The organism is Caballeronia sp. NCF2 (assembly GCF_023631205.1).
GTDB classification, from domain to species: domain Bacteria; phylum Pseudomonadota; class Gammaproteobacteria; order Burkholderiales; family Burkholderiaceae; genus Caballeronia; species Caballeronia zhejiangensis.
This window is the reverse complement of sequence record NZ_JALQDN010000009.1, coordinates 24,699-47,772: the sequence shown is the minus strand read 5'-3', so window position 1 is coordinate 47,772 and position 23,074 is coordinate 24,699. Positions and strand designations below refer to the sequence as shown.

At 64.7% G+C, this 23,074-nt stretch carries 22 protein-coding genes and 1 tRNA gene; 8 read left to right on the top strand and 15 right to left on the bottom strand.

The genetic code is table 11. From position 1 onward, the window contains the following. The first annotated feature begins 55 nt into the window (after nucleotides 1-55). From NCS02_RS05940 to NCS02_RS05925, 4 genes are read left to right on the top strand one after another with little or no spacing between them, the layout of a single operon-like run. Nucleotides 56-1,567, top strand: coding sequence for an efflux transporter outer membrane subunit (locus NCS02_RS05940; RefSeq protein WP_250519395.1), 1,512 nt, complete (start codon nucleotides 56-58; stop codon nucleotides 1,565-1,567). A 2-nt stretch (nucleotides 1,568-1,569) separates the two neighbouring features. Then, nucleotides 1,570-3,771: an FUSC family protein gene (locus tag NCS02_RS05935; protein WP_250519394.1), complete on the top strand. Its 2,202-nt coding sequence runs from the start codon at nucleotides 1,570-1,572 to the stop codon at nucleotides 3,769-3,771. Then, nucleotides 3,758-3,961: a DUF1656 domain-containing protein gene (locus tag NCS02_RS05930; RefSeq protein ID WP_008350357.1), complete on the top strand. Its 204-nt coding sequence runs from the start codon at nucleotides 3,758-3,760 to the stop codon at nucleotides 3,959-3,961. The genes NCS02_RS05935 and NCS02_RS05930 overlap by 14 nt, the downstream gene beginning before the upstream one ends. Before the next feature lie 41 nt (nucleotides 3,962-4,002). Beyond that, the gene (locus NCS02_RS05925) at nucleotides 4,003-4,866 is read left to right on the top strand and encodes an efflux RND transporter periplasmic adaptor subunit (protein ID WP_250519393.1); all 864 of its coding nucleotides are present in this window, start codon (nucleotides 4,003-4,005) and stop codon (nucleotides 4,864-4,866) included. A 66-nt stretch (nucleotides 4,867-4,932) separates the two neighbouring features. Here NCS02_RS05925 and NCS02_RS05920 read toward each other — a convergent pair whose 3' ends face one another. From NCS02_RS05920 to NCS02_RS05860, 13 genes are all read right to left on the bottom strand, one after another. Then, complete coding sequence (locus tag NCS02_RS05920) at nucleotides 4,933-5,736, bottom strand: ABC transporter substrate-binding protein (RefSeq protein ID WP_250519392.1); 804 nt, start codon at nucleotides 5,734-5,736, stop codon at nucleotides 4,933-4,935. A gap of 123 nt (nucleotides 5,737-5,859) precedes the next feature. Then, nucleotides 5,860-6,876, bottom strand: coding sequence for a succinylglutamate desuccinylase (gene astE / locus NCS02_RS05915; protein WP_250519391.1), 1,017 nt, complete (start codon nucleotides 6,874-6,876; stop codon nucleotides 5,860-5,862). After that, on the bottom strand, nucleotides 6,860-8,200 hold the full coding sequence (gene astB / locus NCS02_RS05910; RefSeq protein WP_244807921.1) for an N-succinylarginine dihydrolase: 1,341 nt from the start codon (nucleotides 8,198-8,200) through the stop codon (nucleotides 6,860-6,862). The genes astE and astB overlap by 17 nt, the downstream gene beginning before the upstream one ends. Nucleotides 8,201-8,215: 15 nt before the next feature. Beyond that, nucleotides 8,216-9,688 carry a succinylglutamate-semialdehyde dehydrogenase gene (gene astD / locus NCS02_RS05905; protein WP_008350362.1) on the bottom strand — a complete coding sequence of 491 codons (1,473 nt, stop codon included), beginning with the start codon at nucleotides 9,686-9,688 and terminating at the stop codon, nucleotides 8,216-8,218. A 12-nt stretch (nucleotides 9,689-9,700) separates the two neighbouring features. Next, entirely contained in the window at nucleotides 9,701-10,732 is a 1,032-nt protein-coding gene (astA, locus tag NCS02_RS05900) for an arginine N-succinyltransferase (protein ID WP_244807920.1), read from the bottom strand. Next, the gene (aruF, locus tag NCS02_RS05895) at nucleotides 10,729-11,775 is read right to left on the bottom strand and encodes an arginine/ornithine succinyltransferase subunit alpha (protein WP_244808107.1); all 1,047 of its coding nucleotides are present in this window, start codon (nucleotides 11,773-11,775) and stop codon (nucleotides 10,729-10,731) included. Before aruF ends, astA begins: the two co-directional genes overlap by 4 nt. Nucleotides 11,776-11,791: 16 nt before the next feature. Next, nucleotides 11,792-13,018 (bottom strand): aspartate aminotransferase family protein, encoded by a 1,227-nt coding sequence (locus NCS02_RS05890; protein WP_034472090.1) that lies wholly within the window; start codon nucleotides 13,016-13,018, stop codon nucleotides 11,792-11,794. Nucleotides 13,019-13,128: 110 nt separating this feature from the next. Further along, nucleotides 13,129-14,100 carry a GlxA family transcriptional regulator gene (locus NCS02_RS05885; protein WP_235366349.1) on the bottom strand — a complete coding sequence of 324 codons (972 nt, stop codon included), beginning with the start codon at nucleotides 14,098-14,100 and terminating at the stop codon, nucleotides 13,129-13,131. 43 nt (nucleotides 14,101-14,143) lie between these two features. Then, nucleotides 14,144-14,971 (bottom strand): ABC transporter ATP-binding protein, encoded by an 828-nt coding sequence (locus tag NCS02_RS05880; RefSeq protein WP_051996525.1) that lies wholly within the window; start codon nucleotides 14,969-14,971, stop codon nucleotides 14,144-14,146. Nucleotides 14,972-14,992: 21 nt separating this feature from the next. Further along, on the bottom strand, nucleotides 14,993-15,724 hold the full coding sequence (locus NCS02_RS05875) for an ABC transporter permease (RefSeq protein ID WP_008350370.1): 732 nt from the start codon (nucleotides 15,722-15,724) through the stop codon (nucleotides 14,993-14,995). A gap of 23 nt (nucleotides 15,725-15,747) precedes the next feature. After that, nucleotides 15,748-16,437: an ABC transporter permease gene (locus NCS02_RS05870; RefSeq protein WP_008350371.1), complete on the bottom strand. Its 690-nt coding sequence runs from the start codon at nucleotides 16,435-16,437 to the stop codon at nucleotides 15,748-15,750. A gap of 281 nt (nucleotides 16,438-16,718) precedes the next feature. Further along, nucleotides 16,719-17,117 (bottom strand): hypothetical protein, encoded by a 399-nt coding sequence (locus NCS02_RS05865; protein WP_033537211.1) that lies wholly within the window; start codon nucleotides 17,115-17,117, stop codon nucleotides 16,719-16,721. A 61-nt stretch (nucleotides 17,118-17,178) separates the two neighbouring features. Beyond that, the gene (locus NCS02_RS05860) at nucleotides 17,179-18,765 is read right to left on the bottom strand and encodes an EAL domain-containing protein (RefSeq protein ID WP_250519390.1); all 1,587 of its coding nucleotides are present in this window, start codon (nucleotides 18,763-18,765) and stop codon (nucleotides 17,179-17,181) included. 270 nt (nucleotides 18,766-19,035) lie between these two features. Between NCS02_RS05860 and NCS02_RS05855 the strand changes: the two genes are divergently transcribed. The 4 genes from NCS02_RS05855 (at nucleotide 19,036) to rpsU (ending at nucleotide 20,935) form a co-directional block, all read left to right on the top strand. After that, nucleotides 19,036-19,575, top strand: coding sequence for a GNAT family N-acetyltransferase (locus NCS02_RS05855; protein ID WP_175979942.1), 540 nt, complete (start codon nucleotides 19,036-19,038; stop codon nucleotides 19,573-19,575). Between the two features lie 54 nt (nucleotides 19,576-19,629). Continuing rightward, complete coding sequence (locus NCS02_RS05850; protein WP_175979941.1) at nucleotides 19,630-20,223, top strand: IMPACT family protein; 594 nt, start codon at nucleotides 19,630-19,632, stop codon at nucleotides 20,221-20,223. Between the two features lie 26 nt (nucleotides 20,224-20,249). Next, nucleotides 20,250-20,558, top strand: a complete 309-nt coding sequence (locus tag NCS02_RS05845; protein ID WP_244808106.1) for a 2Fe-2S iron-sulfur cluster-binding protein — start codon at nucleotides 20,250-20,252, stop codon at nucleotides 20,556-20,558. A 164-nt stretch (nucleotides 20,559-20,722) separates the two neighbouring features. Further along, a complete protein-coding gene (rpsU, locus tag NCS02_RS05840; RefSeq protein WP_006999077.1) occupies nucleotides 20,723-20,935 on the top strand; it encodes a 30S ribosomal protein S21 in 213 nt (70 codons plus the stop codon). 330 nt (nucleotides 20,936-21,265) lie between these two features. Here the strand turns inward: rpsU and NCS02_RS05835 are convergent. Further along, a tRNA-Met gene (locus NCS02_RS05835) sits at nucleotides 21,266-21,342 on the bottom strand. 39 nt (nucleotides 21,343-21,381) lie between these two features. Continuing rightward, entirely contained in the window at nucleotides 21,382-22,926 is a 1,545-nt protein-coding gene (locus tag NCS02_RS05830) for a peptide MFS transporter (protein WP_008350387.1), read from the bottom strand. Between the last annotated feature and the right edge of the window lie 148 nt (nucleotides 22,927-23,074).

Here is a 23,074-nt window from a genome sequence, read left to right as displayed (position 1 = left end):
ATCTGCGCAAAAATATAATCACTTCTTGGCATCTAATTCATTTCAGGAGTGAATCGTGCGGGGACGACTGTCCAGAAGCGCTGCAGGCGCGGCCGTTCTTGCAGCACTATTAACAATCGGTGGATGCGCAAGCACGGGCAAAATCGCGCCGCAGGATTCCCTCACGGACGCGGCGACGCTCGATGCCGGCAGCGCCATTCGCGCCGCCAACGCAGACGCCCAATGGCCCGCCGAGCAATGGTGGCGCGCCTATCGCGACCCGCAACTCGACGCGTGGATCGCACGCGCGACCGCCGGCAGCCCCACGCTCGCGATGGCCGCGGCGCGCGTGCGCGAAGCGCAGCAACAGGCGGGCGTCGCGCGCTCCGAGTTGCTGCCGCACGTCGACGGCTCGATGAGCATCGCCCGCAAGAACTGGCCCAACAACGATTTCTACGGCCCCGGCACGTACGCCGACACGACCACCTGGGACAACACCGCGGGCCTGTCGCTGTCGTACAACCTCGATCTCTGGCATCGCGACGACAGCAACGCCGAGCGCGCACTCGACGTCGCACACGTTCGGGCTGCCGATGCCCGCGCCGCGCAACTCGAACTCGAAACGAACGTCGTGCGCGCGTATATCGGCTTTTCGCAGTCGTTCGCGCTGCTCGATATCGCGGAGCAGACGCTCGCGCAGCAGGACCGCATCGCGGATCTCGCGCGGCGACGTTTGAAAGGCGGGCTCGGCACGCAGCTCGAAGTCAGCCAGGCCGAAGCGCCCTTGCCCGAATACGAACGTCAGGTCGATGTCTACAAGGAAGAGATCCAACTGGCGCGCAACCAGTTGGCCGCGCTCGCCGGCGACGGCCCCGGCGCCGGCGAAGCGCTCACGCGTCCCGACCTGTCGCTCGCCATGCCGCTCCCCCTGCCCTCCGCGCTGCCGGCGGAACTCGTCGGACATCGGCCGGATATCGTCGCGGCGCGCTGGATGGTGGCCGCGCAAGCGCGTGGCATCGATGTCGCGAAGGCCGGGTTCTATCCGAACATCAATCTCGCTGCGTCGCTGACGCAGGCGTTCGCGGGCGGCGCGCTGCTCTCGTTCCTGACGCGCGACGCATCGGGCTACAGCTTCGGCCCCGCGATCTCGCTGCCGATCTTCGAAGGCGGACGCCTGCGCGCGCAGCTCGGCGCGGCATCGGCGCAATACGATCAGGCCGTCGATCATTACAACGCGACGCTCGTCGCCGCGCTCAAGGACATCGCCGATCAGGTCGTGCGCGTGCATTCGCTCGATACGCAGCTCGAAGCGTCGGGCCGCTCCGTCGCCGCCGCGCGCAAGAACTACGATCTCGCGAACGAAGGCTACAAGCGCGGCCTCACCGATTATCTGAACGTGCTGATCGCGCAGACGCAATTGCTCAAGGCGCAGGACGGCGAGGCGCGCGTGCGCGCGCAACGCCTCGCGTCCTACGCGACGTTGACGTCGGCGCTCGGCGGCGGCATCGACGATCCGTCGAACGGGCCGCAGCAGACCGCGCTCGCGCCGTCGAAGCATATCGGGCCGTTCAGCAAGGCACGGGATTGAGCATGTCGACGCCCGCTTCTCTCATCGGACGACAGCGGCTCAAGGAGGTCGTGCTCGACTGGGCGCGCACCGACGGCCTCGCGTGGATCTACATCTTCAAGGCGGTGCTCGCGGCGCTGCTGTCGCTGTGGATCGCGATGCGCCTCGACATGGCGCAGCCGCGCACCGCGATGACCACCGTGTTCGTCGTGATGCAGCCGCAAAGCGGCATGGTGCTCGCAAAGAGCTTCTATCGTTTCTGCGGAACGATGGTCGGTCTCGTCGTGATGATGATCTTCATCAGCCTGTTCTCTCAGCAGCCGGTGCTGTTCCTCTCGGCGACGGCGCTGTGGGTCGGCGTCTGCACGGCGGGCGCGGCGCGCAATCGCAACTTCCGCTCGTACGGCTTCGTGCTCGCCGGTTACACGGCCGCGCTGATCGGCATTCCGGCGGCGCAGCATCCGGAGGCTGCGTATCTGTCGGCGCTCACGCGCGTCGGCGAAGTGACGCTCGGCATCGTGTGTTCCGGCGCGGTGAGCGCGCTCGTCTTTCCGCAGCACGCGGGCGAGCAGGTTCGCACGACGGTGCGCCGCCGCTTCGCGCAGTTCGTCGATTACGTGTGCCGCGCGCTGTCGGGCAACATGGAACGCGCGCAGATCGAGCGAACCAATCTCGCGTTCGTGTCGGATATCGTCGGCTTCGAGGCCGCGCGCAGCGTCGCCGTGTTCGAGAATCCCGAATCGCGGATGCGCGGCGGGCGGCTCGCACGTCTCAACAGCGAGTTCATGAGCGCGTCGACGCGCTTTCACGCGCTGCATCAGTTGATGAACCGGCTGCGCGAGAACGCATCGGCGACGACGATCGCCGCGCTGGAGCCGTTCTTTCGCGAAGTGCCGCCGCTCTTCTCGGTATCGGGCGAACCGGTGAAAAATGCCGCCGATGCCGCGCACGCCGCCGCGCAACTGCGCGACTACAAGGCCGCATTGCCCCGGCGCGTGCGCGCGACGCGTGCCGCGCTCGAAGCGGATCCGGACTTCGCGCAACTGGAGTTCGATACCGCGACGGAACTGCTGTATCGCTTCGTCGACGACATGCTCGCCTATGCCGAAACGTATGCGTCGCTGAGCTCGCCGTCGCACGAACGCGAGCGCTGGATCGCGCGCTACGTGCCGAAGACGAACCTGCTCGCCGCGGCGATTTCGGGCCTGCGCGGCGCGATCGTGATGTTCGTCCTGTCCGCGTTCTGGATCGCGACGGCGTGGCCGAGCGGCGGCACGATGGTGCTCAACGCGGCGGCCGTGTGCGCGCTCGCGTCGTCGTCGCCGCGTCCGACGCTCATGTCCGCGCAAATGGCGCTCGGCACGATGCTCGCGGCCGTCGCCGGGATGATCGTCGTGTTCGGCGTGTTTCCGCATATCGAGGGCTTCGCGATGATGTGCGGCGCGCTCGCGCCCGCGCTTTTGCTCGGTGCCTATCTGAGCACGCGGCGCGCGCTCGCCGGCGTGGGCATCGGCTATTGCATCTTCTTCTGCTTTCTCGCGGGGCCGGACAATCTCGTGCACTACGATCCGACCGGCTATATGAACGATGCCCTCGCGCTCGTGCTGTCGATGATCGTCGCGGCGGTCGCCTTCGCCGTCCTGCTGCCGACCGATGCGCCGTGGCTGCGGCGTCTCCTGCTCGGCGATCTGCGGCGCGAAGTCGTGAGCGCGCGCCATGGACGTCTCACGCGTCTCACGACGCACTTCGAAAGCCGCACGCGCGATCTGCTCGCGCAAATCAACGCGCTCGCGACCGGACGTCCCGACTTGCAGCGCGATGCGTTGCAATGGCTCTTCGCCGTGCTCGAATTCGGCAACGCGGTGATCGATCTGCGACGCGAGATCGCAGGGCTGTCGAACGCGCCGCAGTACGCGGCGTCGATGCCGTGGCGCCGCTCGATCGACGCGACGCTCGACGCCATCGCGCGCCTTTTCGATCGCCCGAATGCGCAGCGCTTCGACGCCACGCTCGCCGCGACCGAACGCGCGATCGACGATACGCGGAATGTGCTCGCGCGGTTCGATCTGCCGCGCGAGGAAAAGCATCGGCTGCAGCGCATCGCCAGTCATCTTCATTTTGTCCGGACCGCGCTGCTCGATCACGAATCGCCGTTCGCGCCCTTCGTGCACGGTGCGCCGGTTCGGAAACACACGCCAGAAGGAGCGGACCATGTTCCCGCGTAACGTCGCGATCCTCGAAGCCTATGTGCCGACGATCCTGCTGCTCTTCATCGCCGGCGCGATGATCACATGGGTCGTCGACCGCGCGCTCGCGCTGACGGGCCTTTATCGCGTGGTCTGGCATCCGGCGCTGTTTCGCGCGAGTCTGCTCGTCTGCATTTGCGGGACGCTCGGGCTCATCGCGTATCGCTGAATCGACATCACCTTCATACAAGCTGAAAAAGAGTTCGCATCATGATTCTCAGGAAAATCATCGGGCTGGTTTTGACGATCGCCATTTTCGCGGTCGCGCTCGTCATCGGGCGCGTGCTGTGGGTGCATTACATGGACGAGCCGTGGACGCGCGATGGCCGCGTGCGCGCGGATGTCGTCAACGTGGCGCCGGACGTGTCGGGCGCGGTCGTGCAGTTGCCGGTTCGTGACAATCAGTTCGTGAAGAAGGGCGATCTGCTGATGGAGATCGATCCGTCGCATTACCGGATCGCGGTCGAGCAGGCGCAGGCGAACGTCACCGCGCGCGCGGCCGAATTGCGCATGCGCCGTGCGGACGCCGCGCGCCGCGCCGACATGGACAGCCTCGTCGTATCGAAGGAAGCGCGCGAAAACGCGATGCAGACCGCATCGACCGCCGAAGCGCAGTTGCAGCAGGCGCAGGCCGCGCTCGATGCCGCGAAGCTCAACTTCGAACGCACCAAAGTGTTCTCGCCGGTCGACGGCTACGTCACCAACCTGAACGTGTTTCGCGGCGACTACGCGACGGCGGGCGCGGCCAAGCTCGCGATCGTCGACAGTCATTCATTCTGGGTCTATGGATACTTCGAGGAAACGAAGCTGCCGCATGTGCGTATCGGCGACAAGGCATCGATTCGCCTGATGAGCGGCGGCGAGCTGAAGGGGCACGTCGAGAGCATTTCGCGCGGCATCTATGATCGCGACAATCCGCAAAGCCGCGAGCTGCTCGCCGACGTGAACCCGACGTTCAACTGGGTGCGGCTCGCGCAGCGCGTGCCGGTGCGCGTGCATATCGATGAAGTGCCGGATGGGGTGCTGCTGAGTGCGGGGACGACGGCGACGGTGATCGTCACGCCGTCGATGTGACGTAAAAAAAGCCCGCTCCCGGCACCACTCCCGAAGCGGGCTTCTCACATCCGGCAAACCGAAGCCTTACTTCAACACCACCTTCACATCGAAATACTTCTGCGCGAAGCGATCGATCGTCCCGTCGTCCTTCAGCTCCTTCAGCGCGCGATTGAGCGCATCTTTGAGCGCCTTGTCGTTCTTGCGCACACCGAAGCCGACGCCCGAACCCAGCAGCTTGTCATCCGCCACGGCCGGGCCAGCGAACGCGAAGCCCGCGCCCTGCGGCTGCTTCAGAAAGCCCTTCGACGCCGCTTCGGCATCCTGGAACGCCGCATCGAGACGGCCCGACGCCAGATCGGCATAAATCTGGTCCTGCGCCTGATACGACTCGACATCGATGCCCGCCGTCGCCCACTTCGCCTTCGCGTAGGTTTCCTGGATCGAGCCCTGCAGCACGCCGACGCGTTTGCCCTTCAAACCCTCGACCGTGGGCTGAATCGCGCTGCCCTTCTTCGCGATCAGCTGATTCGGGATCGTGTAGATCGGATCGGTGAAGTCGATGGCGAGCTTGCGCTTGTCGGTGATCGTCATGTCCGAGTTGATGCCGTCGAACTTGCGCGCCTGCAACGCGGGAATGAGACCGTCGAACGAATTCTCGACCCACACGCACTTCATCTTCAGCTTCGCGCACACCGCGTTGCCGATGTCGATATCGAAGCCCTGCAGCTCGCCGCTCGGCGACTTCGATTCGAACGGGGCGTAAGACGCTTCGACGCCGAAGCGCAGTTGCTTCATGTCATCGGCCGCTTGCGCGTTCGACGTGACGACGGCGGCGCCCAGCACCGCCAGCGCGGCGAGCTTGCGACCGATCAGATGCGATTTCTTCAACTTCCATCTCCTTCCATTGCGGTTCGATACAGGTGTGATGATCCGACACCGGGGCGCGATTGTAGCGCGCACCCGCTGTGCGTCGGATAAACATCGGGAAGTGAATCGATGAACCGTTGCCGGTCAATCGAGAGAGGCGAGCGTCGAATCGGTCGTATCGACGACCATCAAGCCGGCGCGCAGGCCCGGCTTGACCTTCGGATTCGGAAACACGATGCGCTCTTCGTCGTGCGACACGCGATAACGATAATCGCCGTCGCGCGCGAGCTCGGAGCCGGCGGCGAACGCGGTGAAGTTGGGCACGTCGCTCGCCACGTTCAGCACGAATTGCTCGCTCTGCTTGTCGATTTGCGCGACGACCGTGAACACGCGCAGCGGCGCGCTTTCCTTCGCCGCCTCGCCCGCAATCAGGCGACGCAACGCCGCATCCGATGCGGCAAAACGCGCGAGATCGTTCTGACCGAACGGGCGCACCTTGCCGAGTTCGAGCGTGCAGGCGAGCGCCCCCGCGTGCTGCGCAGTGAAGTGCGTGAACGTGTTGCCCTTCTCGCGATGCAGGAGCACCGCCTGCAGACGCGCATCGCGCAGCCAGTCGAACATCGCGCGGGCGAGCGGCGCGCCGGTGTGCGGCAGTAACGCGAACTGCTCGAACACCGACGCGCGAATCGCCGTATGCATGTCGATGTGCCATTTCCGATGCGTGACGCCATCGAAGAACTTCAACGCGGCGTCTTCCAGTTCAGCGGCGCGCGGTGCTTCGCGGCTGTCGCGCAAATCCGCATGACGGCCGCTGAACAGGCGATTCAGGTCGTCGTCGAGATAGCGGTCGGCGGCACGCATCGCGTCGATGTTGCCGAGGATCACGAGCATGCGCGCGACGAGCGGCGCGCGGCCGTTCGCGATATCCGCGACAAGCGAGCACAGCATTTCGATCGGCGCGGTTTCGTCGCCGTGAATGCCCGCCGACGCGAGCACGCTATGCGTCGGTTCTGTCGCGGGTTCCAGCAGCAACACGCCCTCGCCCTGCCAGGTCCAGCGCACGCCCGAAGGCGCGACGCCCTGTGCGACGGAAGGGCGCCCGCCGTTGAGCGTGAAGGCGAGGAAGTCTTCGAGCAAGGACGAATCAGCGCTGAAAGTCATAGACGGCACCGAGTCCGAGGATGGTCGTCAGTTCGTCGAGCGCGCCGCGCGATTCGGCGAGCAGTTTCGGATCGGCGAGATCGGCGGGCGCGAGGCGATCGCGGTAATGCCTGTCGATCCACGCGTCGAGTTGCGTGAAAAGCGCGTCGTTCATCCACACGCGCGGGTTCACCGCGGCGCGCTCGGCGTCATTCAGCACGACGCGCAGACGCAAACAAGCCGGCCCGCCGCCGTTCTTCATGCTTTCGCGCAGATCGAAGACGAGCACTTCGTCGATCGGCGTCTTGCGGCCGCCGAGGGAATCGAGATACGCCGCCACGCGCGCGTTCTCGCGGCATTCCTGCGGCACGACGAGCACTTGCCTGCCGTCCTCGCGCGACAACAACTGGCTATTGAAGAGATACGACGAAACCGCATCCTCGACGCTCACTTCGCTGTCCGGCACTTCGAGCGCGTGAAACGGCGTGCCTTGCGCGCCGAGCTTCTCGCGTAGCTCGTCGTAGACCTTGTGCTGATCGACGAACGCGCGCTCATGGCAAAAGAGCGTCGTGCGATTGCCGACCGCGATGACGTCGTTGTGGAACACGCCCGCATCGATCACATCGGGCGATTGCTGCGCGAACACGGTCGCATCGGCGGATAAACCGTGCAGGCGCGCGACCGCGCGGCTCGCTTCGAGCGTCTGACGCGCGGGATAGCGCTGCGGCTGCGAACCCTGGCCGTACTCGCTGCGCCCGTACACGAAGAACTCGACGCCCTTCTCGCCGTACTCGCGCGCAAAACGCGTATGGTTCGCCGCGCCTTCGTCGCCGAGCGCGGGCGTGCCGGGCAGCGCGTGATGAATGCGAAAGCGCGCTTCGTCGGCGAAGATCGCGCCAAGCGAGCGGCGCGTTTCGCCATGCTCGATCGCGCGATGCAGCTTGGCCGCGAGATTCGCCGGCGTGAAGTGGACGCGCCCGTCTTTCGTATCCGCGGACGGACTCACGGTCGCCGCATTCGCGGTCCACATCGCCGATGCGGAGCTCGCCGCCGCCAGCAGTTCCGGCGCTTCACGCGCGGCGCGGGCGATCACGCTGGCGTCGTCGCCGGAAAAGCCGACGGCGCGCAACAGCCTGATCGACGGGCGTTCGAGCGGCGGCAACACGCCCTGCCGAAAGCCGAGATCGGCGAGCCGCTTCATCTTGCGCAAGCCCTGCTTCGCGGCGGCCTTCGGATTGGCCACCGACTTCTCGTTGTTGCGCGACGCGACGTTGCCGAACGAGAGTCCCGCGTAGTTGTGCGTCGGGCCGACGAGCCCGTCGAAGTTCGCTTCGGTTGCAAGCATGTTCATTTCCGCCGCTTAGAACGTAAGTCCCGGCGATACGCTCGCCGGCATCTGCAATTGCGCGCTTTCCACCGAGGCCATCGGATACGAGCAATAGTCCGCCGCGTAGTACGCGCTCGGCCGCTGATTGCCCGAACGTCCGATGCCGCCGAACGGCGCCGCCGACGATGCGCCGTTGGTCGGCCGGTTCCAGTTGACGATGCCCGCGCGGATCGTGCGCTGGAAATGCTTCCACGCGGATTCGTCGTCGGCGAGCAGGCCCGCGGACAAGCCGTAAGCGGTGTCGTTCGCGCGCTCGATGGCTTCGTCGAACGTCTTGTAGCGCGTGACCTGCACCATCGGGCCGAAGTGCTCTTCGTCGGGGACGTCGCGCGCGTTCGTCACGTCCAGGATCGCGGGCGAGACAAAGCCGAGATGCGCCGCGCGCTGCTTCATTTCAAGCGCGGGCTTCGCGCCGGCTTCGATCAGACGCGTCTGCGCATCGACGAGACGCGCCGCCGCGCGCGCCGAGATCACGGCGCCCATGTACGGCTGCGGCTCATCGTCGTATTTCCCGACGCGAATGTTCGCGCTCACTTCGATGAAGCGCTGCATGAAGCGCTCGCCGACGGCATCGTCGGGGACGAAGAGACGGCGTGCGCAGGTGCAGCGCTGGCCCGCCGACAGAAACGCCGATTGAATCGCGTGATGCACGGCGGCATCGACATCCTCGACGTTCGCGACGACGAGCGGATTGTTGCCGCCCATCTCCAGTGCGAGCACGATTTCGGGACGTCCGCCGAACTGCTTGTGCAAGAGCGTGCCGGTATCCGAGCTGCCGGTGAAGAAAAGCCCGTCGATCTGCCGATGATTCGCAAGCGCGACGCCCGTGTCCTTTTCGCCTTGCACGAGATTGAGCACGCCTTCGGGCAAGCCAGCCTGAATCCACAGCGCGACGGTTGCGGCCGCGACGCCGGGCGCGAGTTCGGACGGCTTGAACACGACCGTATTGCCCGCGATGAGCGCCGGCACGATATGTCCGTTCGGCAGATGCCCCGGAAAGTTGTACGGCCCGAACACGGCGACGACGCCATGCGGACGATGCCGCAGCACCGCGACGCCATCGGCCATCGGCGCGCGCTTTTCGCCGGTGCGCTCGTGATACGCCTGCACGGAGATATCGACCTTCGCGGCCATCGACGCCACTTCCGTGCGCGCTTCCCACAGCGGCTTGCCGGTTTCGCGGCCGATCGCGTTTGCGAGCGCTTCCTTGTTCTCGTTGAGCAAGGCGGCGAAGCGTTTGGCGACCGCGACGCGCTCGTCGAACGACAGCGCCGACCACGACGCGAACGCGCGCCGCGCCGACGACACCGCGCGATCCACGTCTTGCGCGGATGCGCTCTTGCCCTGCCACACGGTTTCATCGGTGCCGGGATTGCGCGATGCAAACGCCGCGCCCTTGCCGTCCTGCCACTCACCGCCGATATACAACTGGTTCGAAATATCCATGTCGTGTCTCATTTACTTGGCGCGCGGATGAGAAGTCAGCACGCGCACCTGATCGCCTTCCTTCACGCGCAACGCCGCGGCTTCTTCCGCCGTCAGCAGGAACGCGCCGTCCTCGACCGCGCCCGTCGTCGCGCCGCAGCGGAAATCTTCGAGCAAGGTGTTCGATACGAGGCTTCTGGCATCGCTGCCCGTGTCGCTTCGATCGCCGATACGCACGCTCGCGATCACGCTCTCGCGCACCGTGCGCAAGTCCGCGATGTGGCATTCGAGCACCGGACCGGCATCGAAGATATCGACGTGATTCTCGTAACGCAGCCCTTCCGCCTCGAGCATCTTGCGTGCGGGCGCGGTGTCCCTGTGCGTGACGCCGACCGCCTGTTGCGCGGTCTCCGGCAGCAAGTCCAGATACACCGGATAGCGCGGCATCAGTTCGGCGACGAACGACTTCTTGCCGTGCGAGCTCAGGTAATCCGCTTCGTTGAAATCGATCTGATAGAAATGCGAGCCGACCGCGTTCCAGAACGGCGACTCGCCGTTTTCGTCGAAGTGGCCGCGCAATTCCGCGCACAAACGCTGCGGAAAGCGATCCGCGAACTGCGCGATGAACATGAAGCGCGAGCGCGACAACAGGCCGCCCACGCCCGCCGTGCGATAGCGCGGGCTGAGAAAGAGCGAACAGACTTCCGCATAACCCGTCAGATCGTGCGAGATATTGAGCAGCGACATGCGTGTCCACACGCGCATGTCCTGGCTCGCGTGCACGACCGTCGATACGCGATAGTTGTAGAACGGCTGCTCCAGCCCGACTTCCGTTTCGATGCCGCACACGCCCGCGACATCGCCGGTCGCGGTGTCTTCCATCACGAAGAAATAGCCTGCTTCGAAGGCTTGCGCTTCACCGGTCAGCGTGCGGCGCGCGCGTTCGACGCGTGCCGCGAGCGCGCCGCGATCCGGCTTGAACGTGGTGAGGCCCGGGCCCGTTTCCTGGGCGAGCGCGACGAGCGCGTCGACATCGCCCGGCTGCGTGCATCGCACGACGATCATTGCAATTCTCCCGATGCCTGATGCAACGGCACGCAACGCACCGTGTCCTTGTCTTCGACGCCGAGCGCATCGCGCGCCTGTGCGGTCAATTCGGCGCCGTCCGCGCGCGTGCCCGCGAGTCCCGCGACGATGCAACGGAACGCATGCGCGCCGCCCGCCGCGACGAGATACGGCGCGCCGCTTTCGACGGCGGCATCGCGCACGGCGCGCAATTCGCCCGAACTCGCCGACGCGCTTTTGTCGACGGCGATCGTCAGCACCGGACCGGCATCGAAAATATCGACGTAACGATCCGGCTCGAAGCCTTCCTCGAGATGAATCTCGTAGGCGAGCAGCGTGCTTTCGTTCGGCTCGCCGAGCACGCGCTGCGCATCGCCGGGCAGCAGCGGCACATAGAGCGGATAGCTCGGCATCACTTCCGCGATGAACGTGCGGCTGCGTCCGCCCGATTCCGATTCGACCTGTTCGAAGTCGCGGCCGAAGAACTTGCGTCCGACCGCGTCCCAGAACGGCGACGCGCCTGATTCGTCGGTGACGCCCAGCATCAGCGAGAAGACTTCGCTGGAGAAGCGCTTGCGATTCGCCGCGATGTAGATCATGCGTGCGCGCGACAAGAGATGCGCGGCCGCTTCGTTCGCTTCGTCGCGCAACGACGGATCGATATAAAAGCCCGTCAGACGGCTCTTGCCCGTCAGTTCGTGCGACATCGTGAGCGCGTGGATTTTTCGGTTTACCTTGAGTTCGCGCGAGGCGTGAATCAGCGCATCGTTGCGAAACGCGTAGAACGGCTCGGAATACCCCGCCGACGCGACGATGCTCGACGTGCCGAGCAACTTGCCTGTCTGCGAGTCTTCGAGCACGAAGAGATAGAACTCCTCGCCGGGAAATTCCACTTCGGCGCGAAACGAGTCTTCCGAGAGCGCGACGCGCGTTTCGAGCGCGCGCCGGTCGCGCGGCAACGAGTGCAGCACGGGCAGCGCGGCGCGCGCCATGCGTTCGAGCTCGTCGAGATCGGAGAGTCTTGCGGGGCGGACGAAGAGCATCATCGGATTCCGTTGGTCACTTGACCGCAACCGTGCCGACGACCTGCTCGATCGCCTTTTCGATGCGCGCGAAGCCTTCGTCGAGATCGGCCATCGGCATGATGAGCGACGGCGCGAAGCGCAGCACGTTCGGCCCCGCGATCAGCATGATGACGCCGTTCGCGGCCGCCGCGTTGAGCACGTCCTTCGCGCGGTCTTTGTAGCTGTCGTTCAGTTCCGCGCCGATCAGCAGGCCGCGTCCGCGTATCTCCCTGAACATGCCGAAGCGCTCGTTGATGCGCTCCAGATGCGCCTTGATCGCTTTGCTGCGTTCGGCGACACCTTCGAGCAGCTTCGGATCGCTGATGAGTTCGACGACTTTCTCCGCGATCGACGCGCCGAGCGGATTGCCGCCGTAAGTCGTGCCGTGCACGCCGACCTTGAAGTGCGCGGCGATGTCGTTCGTGGTCAGCATCACGCCGATCGGAAAGCCGTTGCCCAGCGCCTTCGCGCTCGTCAGGATGTCCGGCGTCACGCCGTACTGCATGTACGCGTAAAAGGTGCCGGTGCGGCCGACGCCGGTCTGCACTTCATCGAAAATCAGCAGCGCGCCGTGCTTGTCGCAGGCTTCGCGCAAGCCCTTCAAAAACGCGGGATCGGCGGGCAGCACGCCGCCTTCGCCTTGCACCGGCTCGACGATGACCGCGCACGTCTTCGGCCCGATGGCTTCCAGCGCCTTCGGCAAATCGTTGTACGGCAGATGACGGATGCCCGCCGGCTGCGGACCGAAGCCTTCCGCATACTTCGGCTGTCCGCCGACGCTCACCGTGAAGAACGTGCGCCCGTGGAACGACTGGGTGAACGAGATGATTTCGATCTTGTCGTCGCCGTGATTGTCGATTGCGTAACGGCGCGCGAGCTTCAGCGCCGCTTCGTTGGCTTCCGCGCCCGAATTCGCGAAGAACGCGCGGTCGGCGAAGGTGAGATCGGTCAGGCGTTTCGCGAGGCGCAACACCGGCGCGTTCGTGTAACCGTTGCCGATGTGCCAGAGCTTCTCGCCCTGCTCGTGCAGCACTTTCAGCAGTTCCGGATGACCGTGGCCCAGCGCCGTCACCGCGATACCGCCGGCGAAATCGACATAATCGCGGCCTTCGGTGTCCCAGACGCGCGAGCCGCGGCCCCGGTCGGGCACGAAATTGGCCGGCGCGAACACCGGAACCATTACTTCGTCGAACGTACCGCGATTCACATTGATGTCGGTCATGAGCCACTCCTCGGTTTGAGCATTACGTCGATATTAGGCAATCGCCCGCGTTCCGTCTTGCGCGTTCGCGACATGCTTCGATGAGCTTTTCCGCAGATACCGTGCAGCTTCTATGCCGCGCCGGGCGGCTCGATCAGCGCGCCGCCGCGCGGTTCGTCGATCGCGCCGCCGCGCTGCTTTTCGATCCAGTTACGGCGCTCCTCGCGCGGCGTCACGCCGAAACGGTCGCGATACGCATTGGAAAAATGCGCCGCCGATGAAAACCCGCACGCGAGACTGATCTGCACCACCGATTTGCTCGTGCGCTGCAGTTGCGTGCGCGCCTTCGTGAGACGCAGATTGAGGTAATACTTCGACGGCATCGCGCCGAGATACTGACGAAAAAGCCGCTCCAGCTGCCGGCGCGAAATGCCGACGAGATTCGCGATTTCATCGGTGGCGAGCGGGTCTTCGATATTCGCTTCCATCAGTTGAAGCGCGTCGTTCAGGCGCGGATGCCGCTCGCCCGGCGCCGTGACGAACGGAATGCGCTGACGCTCCGTGCCCGCGCGCAAGGTGCCGATGCCGAGCGAATCCGCGATGCGTTCGGCGAGGTCCGGGCCGTGATCGCGCGCGATCATCGCGAGCATGAAATCGATGGCCGCTTGCCCGCCGGAACAAGTAGCGCGATCGCGGTCGATTTCGAAAATCTGCTGGCTGACGATCGCGCGCTCGAACTGCTCGGTGAACTGCTGATACGTTTCCCAGTTCACCGCGACGCGATATTGCGAAAGCTGCCCGGCCATCGCGAGCCACCATACGCCGTGATGAATGCCGGAAACGAGCGGCGTACGCGGCGCGACGCGCGCGAGGCTCGCGAGAAAGAGCCGGTAATCGGCGAACTGCTGATAGCGCTCCGACACGACGATGAGCCAGTCGCAACGCACGGCGTCGTTGAACGCGCAATCGGCGGGAAGCTGTGCGCCGCCCGAAAGCGGCACCGGACGGCCGTCCCACGAACAGATGCGCCATTCGTAGAGACGATGCCCGTCGATTTCATTGGCGAGCGAAAGACTGTCGATGATCGGCCCAATGCCGCTCATCGACACCGGCGGCAGCGCGACGATCGCAACTTGCAGCGTCACGTTACTTGAGGCTGCCCGACAGGAACTGGCGCAGACGCTCGCTCTTCGGCGCGCTCAGCACTTCGGACGGCGCGCCCTCTTCTTCCGTGCGTCCCTGATGCAGGAACATGACGTGATTCGACACGTTGCGCGCGAAGCCCATTTCATGCGTGACGACGATCATCGTGCGGCCTTCTTCGGCGAGACGCTGCATCACCTTCAGCACTTCGCCGACGAGCTCGGGATCGAGCGCGGACGTGGGTTCGTCGAAGAGCATGACATCCGGATGCATCGCGAGCGCGCGCGCAATCGCGACGCGCTGCTGCTGACCGCCCGACAGATGCGACGGATACTGCTTCTCGACGCGCGGCGGCAGGCCCACTTTCTCGAGATATTCGCGCGCACGATCCTCGGCTTCCTTCTTCGATATGCCGAGCACATGCAGCGGCGCTTCCATCACGTTCTCGATGGCCGTCATGTGCGACCACAGGTTGAAGTGCTGGAAGACCATCGCGAGCTTCGTGCGTACGCGCTGCAACTGCTTGTGATCCGCGACTTCGAGATTGCCGGATTTATCGGTCTTGGTGCGAACGGCTTCGCCATCGACGATGATCTGCCCCGCGTTCGGCCGCTCCAGGAAGTTGATGCAGCGCAGAAACGTGCTCTTGCCCGAGCCGCTCGCGCCGATGATGCTGATCACATCGCCCGCTTTGGCCGCGAGCGAGACGCCCTTCAGCACTTCGTTGTCGCCGTAGCGCTTGTGAATGTCCTCGGCGACGAGCTTGGTCGCGACGTCTTTGGCGGTTGGCTGCAACGCTTTCTCCTCGGGTGATGACAGGGTGTGACGCATGGCTTCAAATTTTACCGCTCGTTAATGACGCACAGCGCGCACCGCGCCCGCCGGCCGCAGATACGCGAGCCAGCGCCGCTCGGCGCGCCGGAATGCCGCGACCAGCGCGAACGAGATCGCGACATACAGCAGCGCCGCGATGCCGAACGATTCGAACGACTGATAGGTCGCCGAATTCGCATCGCGCGCGACCTTCAGGATGTCCGGCACGGTCGCGGTGAAGGCGACGGTCGTCGCGTGCAGCATCAGGATCACTTCGTTGCTGTACAAAGGCAAGGCGCGCCGCAGCGCGGACGGCAGGATGATGCGGCGATACATCGTGAAGGTGCTCATGCCGTATGCGCGCGCCGCTTCCACTTCGCCGTGCGCGATGCCGCGAATCGCGCCGGCGAAGATTTCGGTGGTATAGGCGCAGGTGTTGAGCGCGAACGCGAGGATCGCGCAATTGAAGCCGCTTTTGAAAAACGCTTCGAGCAAGGACTGCGTACGCACGAATTCCAGGCTGTACATGCCGGTGTAGAGCAGCAGCAGTTGCACGTAAAGCGGCGTGCCGCGAAACACGTACGTGTAGAGGCGCACGGGCGTCGAAAGCCAGCGGTTGCGCGATACGCGCGCGCAGGCGAGCGGCACCGCCGCGCAGAAGCCGAGCGCGATCGACGCCGCGAGCAGCCACAACGTGACGACGAGGCCCGACGCCCGCATGCCGTCGGAATACAGGAACGGACGCCACCATTCGGCGAAGATCTGGATCATGGCTTTTTGCTCGCTGGCAGGAGTCAGAGTTCGGCGTGCCGCACGCCGATCGAATAGCGGCGCTCGAGCGCCATCAACACGAGGTTCGATGCGCTCGTGATCGCGAGATAGATCAGCGCCGCGATCAGGATGAAGAAGAACATGTTGAACGTGCTCTTGCCCGCGTCCTGCGCCGCCTTGACGACATCCGCGAGACCGATGATCGACACGAGCGCCGTCGCCTTCACGAGCACCTGCCAGTTGTTGCCGATGCCCGGCAGCGCGAAACGCATCATCTGCGGAAAGAGAATGCGGCCGAACACGCGCATGCCGCTCATGCCGTACGCACTGCCCGCTTCGAGTTGCCCGCGCGGCACCGCCAGAAACGCGCCGCGAAACGTCTCGGTGAAATACGCGCCGTAGATGAAGCCGAGCGTGAGCACGCCGGCCGTGAACGGATCGATGTCGAACTGACTCCAGCCGAAGGCATCGGTGACATTGTTGATCGCGATCTGAATGCTGTAGAAGAGCAGCAGCATCAACACGAGGTCGGGAACCGAGCGGATGAGCGTCGTGTATGCAGTCGCGACGGCGCGCAAAGGCGCGTGACGCGAAAGTTTCGCGGATGCGCCGGCCAAGCCGAGCAGCACCGATACCGCGAGAGACAGCACCGCAAGCGCGAGCGTCTCTTTGGCGCCCGCCCAGAGGAGCGGGCCGAAGCCGTACAGGATCAAGAGTCGCCTCCATCGTCTTCGTTGAAAGAAGCGGAGCGCGACTACGAGCGCTCCGGCGATTGGCGGCGATACTCGCAAGCGAAAATTAATCGCTCAATTGTGATGAAACGTCTTTGCTGCGATGCAGCACGACGACGCGGTGAGCCGTCACGCGGCCACGGGCCCGCCGCGCAACGCTGTTCGCACGCGACAGACAGGAAAACCCCGATGCGCGCGGAATCCGGAAATTGCGGTTTTCAGGTCGCATTTTCGATAGACCGCGCGCCCGTCGATCACGCCATTTACGCGCGCGCGACGTCCCGCACGCGTTGCGCGACCTGCCCGTTCGCCACGGCGATCTCCGGGCTGTCCTGCAGCAAAGGCAGGAATTGCTCGGCGAATGCCGGGTCGCGCGTGCCGGCGCTGAACATGTCGACGACGGCTTGCGCGTGCGCGATGCGCGCGTCGGCGGTGGCTTCCTCGTCGTCGAGGACGTCGTCGATGGCGGCGATGAGCGTCGAGAACGGCGTAAGCCAGCGATACGCCGATCCGTTGATCACGATCTGCAGGAATTCGCCCGGCGACGTCGGCCCGAACTCGGCCTCGTGGCGCGCGCGCAAATGCGCAAGCACGCTGCGATGAAGCACGAGCAGCGGATGCCGCACGTCGCGCAGGAAAGCGGTGGCGGTCGGGTCGTTCATCGGAGTGGTCATGATCGGGCCTCGTCAGGAAACATCGTAGATAAGGACGAATCGAGGCCGATCAAGCGGCGCGCGTCTTGCCCGCGTAGCGGATGAATTCCGCGGCCGTGAGCGGCGCCGAAAACAGCCAGCCCTGCCCGAACCGCGCGCCGCGCGCGAGCAGATACGCAGCCTGTTCCTCACGCTCGATGCCTTCGGCGATCACCTGCACGTCGAGCGTCGCGGCCATGTCGATGATGTGCGACGCGACGCTGCTCGACGCCGCGTCCTGCCCGACGGTATCGACGAACGACTTGTCGATCTTCAGGCCGTCGATGCGAAAGTTTTGCAAGTGCGAGAGGCTCGAATAACCGGTGCCGAAATCGTCGAGATAGACGGCATGGCCCGCTTCGCGAAACGCGCCGATGACTTCCTTGGCGGCATCGGCGTCGAGAAAGCTGCGCTCGGTGGCCTCGATGTGAATCTGCTCCGGCCGCACGCCCTGCTGCGCGATCGCGGGGCCGAGCACGTCGAGAAAGCGATGCGTGGTGAGATCCGGCGCGGACAGATTCACCGACACGTAGTACTCCGGGTAGCGCTTAAGAAAGTCGCCGAGTTCGAGCAGGATCGTGTCGAGCACCTGATCGGTGATCGCCTGGATCAGCCCCTGATGCTCCGCGAGCGGGATGAAATGATCGGGCCGCACGATGCGATCGTGATACTTCCAGCGCACGAGCGCCTCCGCGCCGACGCAGCGCCGCGTGGCGAGATCGACGATCGGCTGATACGCGACGATGAACTGATGCCGCCGCACCGCATCGCTCAACTGGCCGCGCGGCGAGAGCCGTCGCACGAAGAAGAACGCCGCCCAGCTCGCGAGCGCGAGCCCGACCACGACGCCGCCGAGCAGCCAGCCCCACGGCAGCGTGCGCAGGCGCTGGCGCAGCGTCTGATGCGGCGCGCTCACGACGACCGCGAGCGGCATCGACACGGAACGGCGCACGACGTACGGCGAGTCGTCGCGCACGGGCGGCTCGGTGCGATAGACGGCGAGGATCGCGTTGGCGTCGGTGGCGGGCGTGGTCGCGATCACGCGGCTCACTTCCGTGTTGATGACGGCGACGCCGCTCGCGACCTCGTCGTTCGCGTCGAGCGTGTCGACGTAAAGCGATGGATCGGCGGCGACGTAGAAGCCGTTGCGCCCCATCACGAGCGAAGACTTGCCGCCCGGCAGACGCGACAGCCCGTACCACGCCATCACGCCGTCGCGCGAGCGCCAGTCGGGCGGCGGCAGCGTGAGGCCGTCGAGCACGCCCGCCGACACCGCGCCCAGGAGCGACGAACATTGCCAGCGGCCGTCGCGATCGTAAGCGCCGGCGTCGCGCACCTGCTCGTGCGTGAGCGCGATGCGTCGCAACTCCTGCAGATACGGCGGCGAACACGGCACGGCCGCCACTTTGCCGATTTCCCCGAGCGCGCCCGACAGCCGCCGCGTGACATCTTCGGCGCGAAAGAGCGCGGCGGCCGCGACCGTGTTCAGGCGCGCGGTCTCGTCATGCCGCTGACTGCGCTGCGCGAACAAAAAGCCGATCCCCGCCGGCGCCAGCGCCGCGATTCCCACGATGACGATCAGAAGCGCCGCCAGCGCCCCACGTTGAATTTTGTTCATTGCGTCTTATGGACCGCGGCGCAAAGACTGTCGCGCGCGCGTTGTGTATTTCCTGCCCGACGTGGCCGGCGTGCGTTGCGCCGCGCCCGAGTCTCGGACAAACGACTTAGTGTAGGGGTCGCGCATCGCTCGATTCAACGTTTTCTTTGCCCGAAAACGCTGCCTTTTGGTGGTCTTCCGCACGGCCCGCGCAAGCTTTTTTTGCCGCCGATGCACCGTGCGAAAATGGCCAGACCAGAAACCGCGTTTTCCTTGCATCGAACGACAGACATGGCCTCCGACGTTTCCTCCCGACCGCTCGTGCGCGACGCCGCGCAAGGCGACTTCGACGCCATCGCGCGCATTTACTCGCACTACGTCGAAAACGCGCTCGCGACTTTCGAAGAGATCGCGCCGTCGGTCGACGACATGCGCGCGCGTCACGCGGCCATCGCGGCGGCGGGCTTGCCGTATCTTGTCGCGGAGCTGGACGGACGGCTGGCGGGCTATGCGTATGCGTCGGCATACCGGCCGCGCTCGGCTTACCGGCATACGATCGAAGATTCGGTCTACGTCGCCGATGGTTTCGGTCGCCGCGGCGTCGGCCTCGCGCTGCTCACGGCGCTCATCGAACGATGCGAGCGCGGACCGTGGCGGCAGATGATCGCGGTGATCGGCAACAGCGGCAACGCCGGCTCGATCGCGCTGCATGCGCGGCTCGGGTTCGAACATGTCGGCGTGCTGCGCGACGTCGGCTTCAAGCACGGACGATGGGTCGATACAGTGCTCATGCAGCGCGCGCTGAAAGACGGCTCGGACGTGGCGGCATGACCGGCCGCGTCGAGCGGCTATGATTCGATATTTGCCTCCCGCGCGTTTTCCGCTTTGCCAACGTACACTCTCGCCGCTTCCGTCAGCGCTGAAATCGACATCCGCAAGAGCCGCTTCATCGCGCTCGCGATACCCGTCGCGGATCGCGACGAAGCCATGCGCGAGCTCGAGCGTCTGCGCGCCGAGCATCCGGGCGCGACGCATGTCTGCTGGGCGCTGCTCGCGGGCGGCCAGTCGGGCATGTCCGACGACGGCGAGCCTTCCGGCACCGCCGGACGGCCGATTCTCGAAGTGCTGCGGCATCACGAAGTCGATGGCGTGCTGGCCGCGGTCGTGCGCTATTACGGCGGCATCAAGCTCGGCGCGGGCGGCCTCGTGCGCGCCTACACCGATGCGATCGCAAGCGCGATGCAGTCGGCCGAGCGCGTCGAGCGCATCGAGCGAGGGCTGATCGGCATCGACATCGACTATGCCGACGAAGCGCGCGTGCGCCGATGGATCGAGCAGCACGACGCCGAACTCGTGCAAAGCGAATATGGGATGACCGTGCGCCTCGTCGTGCGGATGGCCGCGATCGCGCGCGAGCCGGCCGCCGCCGAATTGCGCGATCTCACCAACGGCCGCGCGAACGTCGAGGTACAGGCGTGAATGACGACGAGCCGCGCGCCTTCGCGATGGTCATCGAGCCTGCCGGACACTTCGTCGCGGTGAAAGGCGGCGAGACGCTGCTCGAAGCCGCGCTGCGGGCGAATCTGTCGCTGCCGCGATCGTGCCGCAACGGCACCTGCCGTGCGTGCATCTGCCGGATCGTCGAAGGCGAGATCGCGTATCGCGTGGAATGGCCGGGACTCACCGCGGAGGAAAAAGCCGAACGCTGGATTCTGCCGTGCGTCGCGCTCGCCCTGTCCGACGTGACGATCGAGCAGCCGGACGCGCGCCAAGCCGAGCCCGATCGAAGGCCTCCTCGCTCGCGCGGATTCTGAGCGCGGGTATTCCGGGATTGTCGTCTCGATTCAACGACCTACGATGTGATTCCAACGTCCGCATATGCATGCTTTCGTACAAAGTGCGTGCAGGGTCACGCTCAAAAAGTGTACAATTGCGTTTTGCCCTAAATTCTGGCAGGGCCAGATCAACCGAGATTTCAATGACTAAAGTACTGTTGAAAGAGAACGAGCCTTTCGACGTCGCCATGCGTCGTTTTCGCCGTACCGTCGAACGCACGGGCCTGATCCAAGAGCTCAAGTCGCGCATGGCTTATGAAAAGCCCACCACCGAGCGCAAGCGCAAGAAAGCTGCTGCTGTCGCTCGTCTGCGCAAGCAGATCCGTCGCGCGCAACTGCCGAAAAAGTTCTATTGATCGACGCAGGGCATCGCGCCCTCGTCTGCTTAGGCAAGATCGGCATCGCAACCTGAGATCGATGGGGTCGCGGTTTCACGCGCAGGTCGCGTGAAAGCTCGCGGATTCGCGCACTATCGTAGCGCCCCAATCGATTAAAGCTGGCAAGATCGCACAAGGCCTGCATGAGCACAAAGCTCATGCAGGCTTTTCGTGCTTGGGAAGGAAATTTTCGGTCGGATGAGCGGTCGCGCTTTTTCGCTGCCGGACCCTGCGCCATTGAGAACGAAGAAGAAACGAACGCACAAAAGCGAAGAGCCCGGCTGAACCGGGCTCTTCGCTTTTTGAAACTGGTTGCGGGGGTAGGATTTGAACCTACGACCTTCGGGTTATGAGCCCGACGAGCTGCCAGACTGCTCCACCCCGCGTCTGAAGAATTAAATTATAGACCGAAGCATTCCCCGAAGTCAAACGTTGTTTGTACTCAACGTTGCTGCCGGCGTCGCGCGTTCGTTCGCGGCGGCGTTGACGGCCTGCTCCACCGCCTGCTGATGCGCCCGCGACAGTCTGCCGAGCACCGGCAGGAGCGCCATGGCGACCGCCGCGCCGCCCGCGGCCAGCCAGCCGAGCCCGAAAAAGAGATGCGTATAAAGCGGCAGCGATTGCACCGGTTCGAGGTTGCCGGACGGCATGCGCGCAAAATTGGCGACGACGCTGCCGAGATACTGCGACACGCCCGTCGCGACGAAATACGCGCCCATCATGAAGCCGCTCATGCGCGCCGGGACGTAGCGCGCGATCATCGCGAGGCCGAGGCCCGACACGAGCAGTTCGCCGAGCGAATAGAGACCGTAGCCCGCCACCATGAACCACGACGACACACGCCCATCCACCGCGTAACGCCCGCTCAGACCGAACACGAAGAATCCGATCGCCACGACGACGAAGCCGAGCGCGTACTTCAAGGCCACCGACATGCCGCGGCCGCGCTGTGCCTGTCGCGTGTAAAGGAACGCGAGAATCGGGCTCAGGAGCATGATCCAGATCGGGTTGAGCGCCTGAAACTGCGCCGCGCTCCACGTGAACAGCTCTGCGTTGCCGATCGAGAACGACGGATCGACGTTGCGCAGCGCGAACAGCGTGAGCGATGTCGACATCTGCTGGTAGAACACGAAGAAGAGAATGACCTGCAGCGTGAGGATCAGCGCGGCGACGAGGCCCGCGCGCTCGCTGCGGTCGCACTTGATCAACATGTAGCCGAAGATCGCCAGAATGGCCACGCCCGCCGCGTAGACACACGCGACCGCCACGGTCTTGTGCTGCAGGATGAATACGGTCGATGCCGCCAGCGCGATGCTCCCCGCCGCAACCGCGAACGCGTGCTTCCAGCGAATCGGCTGGTCGTCCGGAGCGGAACCGATGTGCGCGAGCGTGCGGCGCATCACCGCGAAATTCAGCAGGCCGAGCACCATGCCGCCGCAGCACACGGCGAACGCCGCGTGCCAGCCCCAGTGATCCTTGATCCACGGCGTCGCGAGCATCGAAAACGTCGAGCCGATATTGACGGCCATGTAATAGATCGTGAACGCGCTATCGATGCGCGCGTCATCGCCCTCGTAGATGCGGCGCACGAGATTCGCCGCGTTGGACTTGAAGAGCCCGTTGCCGACGACGATCACGCCGAGGGACGCATACATGAAGCCGAGCGTGTCGACCGGAAGCGCGAGCATCAGATAGCCGAGCGCCAGCACGAAAGCGCCCGCGGTCATGGTGCGGCGCGCGCCCAGTATCTTGTCGCCGATCCAGCCGCCGATCGACGGCGCCGAAAACACGAGCGCGGTGAACGCGCCCCAAGTGAGATTGGCCTGCTCATCGGCGAAACCGATCTTGTCGACCATGAACAGCACGAGCAGCGCAGCCATGCCGTAATAGCCGAAGCGCTCCCACATTTCGATCAGAAAGACGGTCGTGAACGAGCGCGTCTGCGAGGCGCGGGACGAGTGAGTTAGCATCGGAAAAAATCCTTCAAACGGCGTGAGCGAATCGGCGCATTTCGAGATACCGATTGCACGTAATGACGAAACGAGCGAATAGTCCGCGAAATGGTCAGATGAATAGCTGGGCGATTATCCGCGGCAAACACGCGATTATCGCAAATCG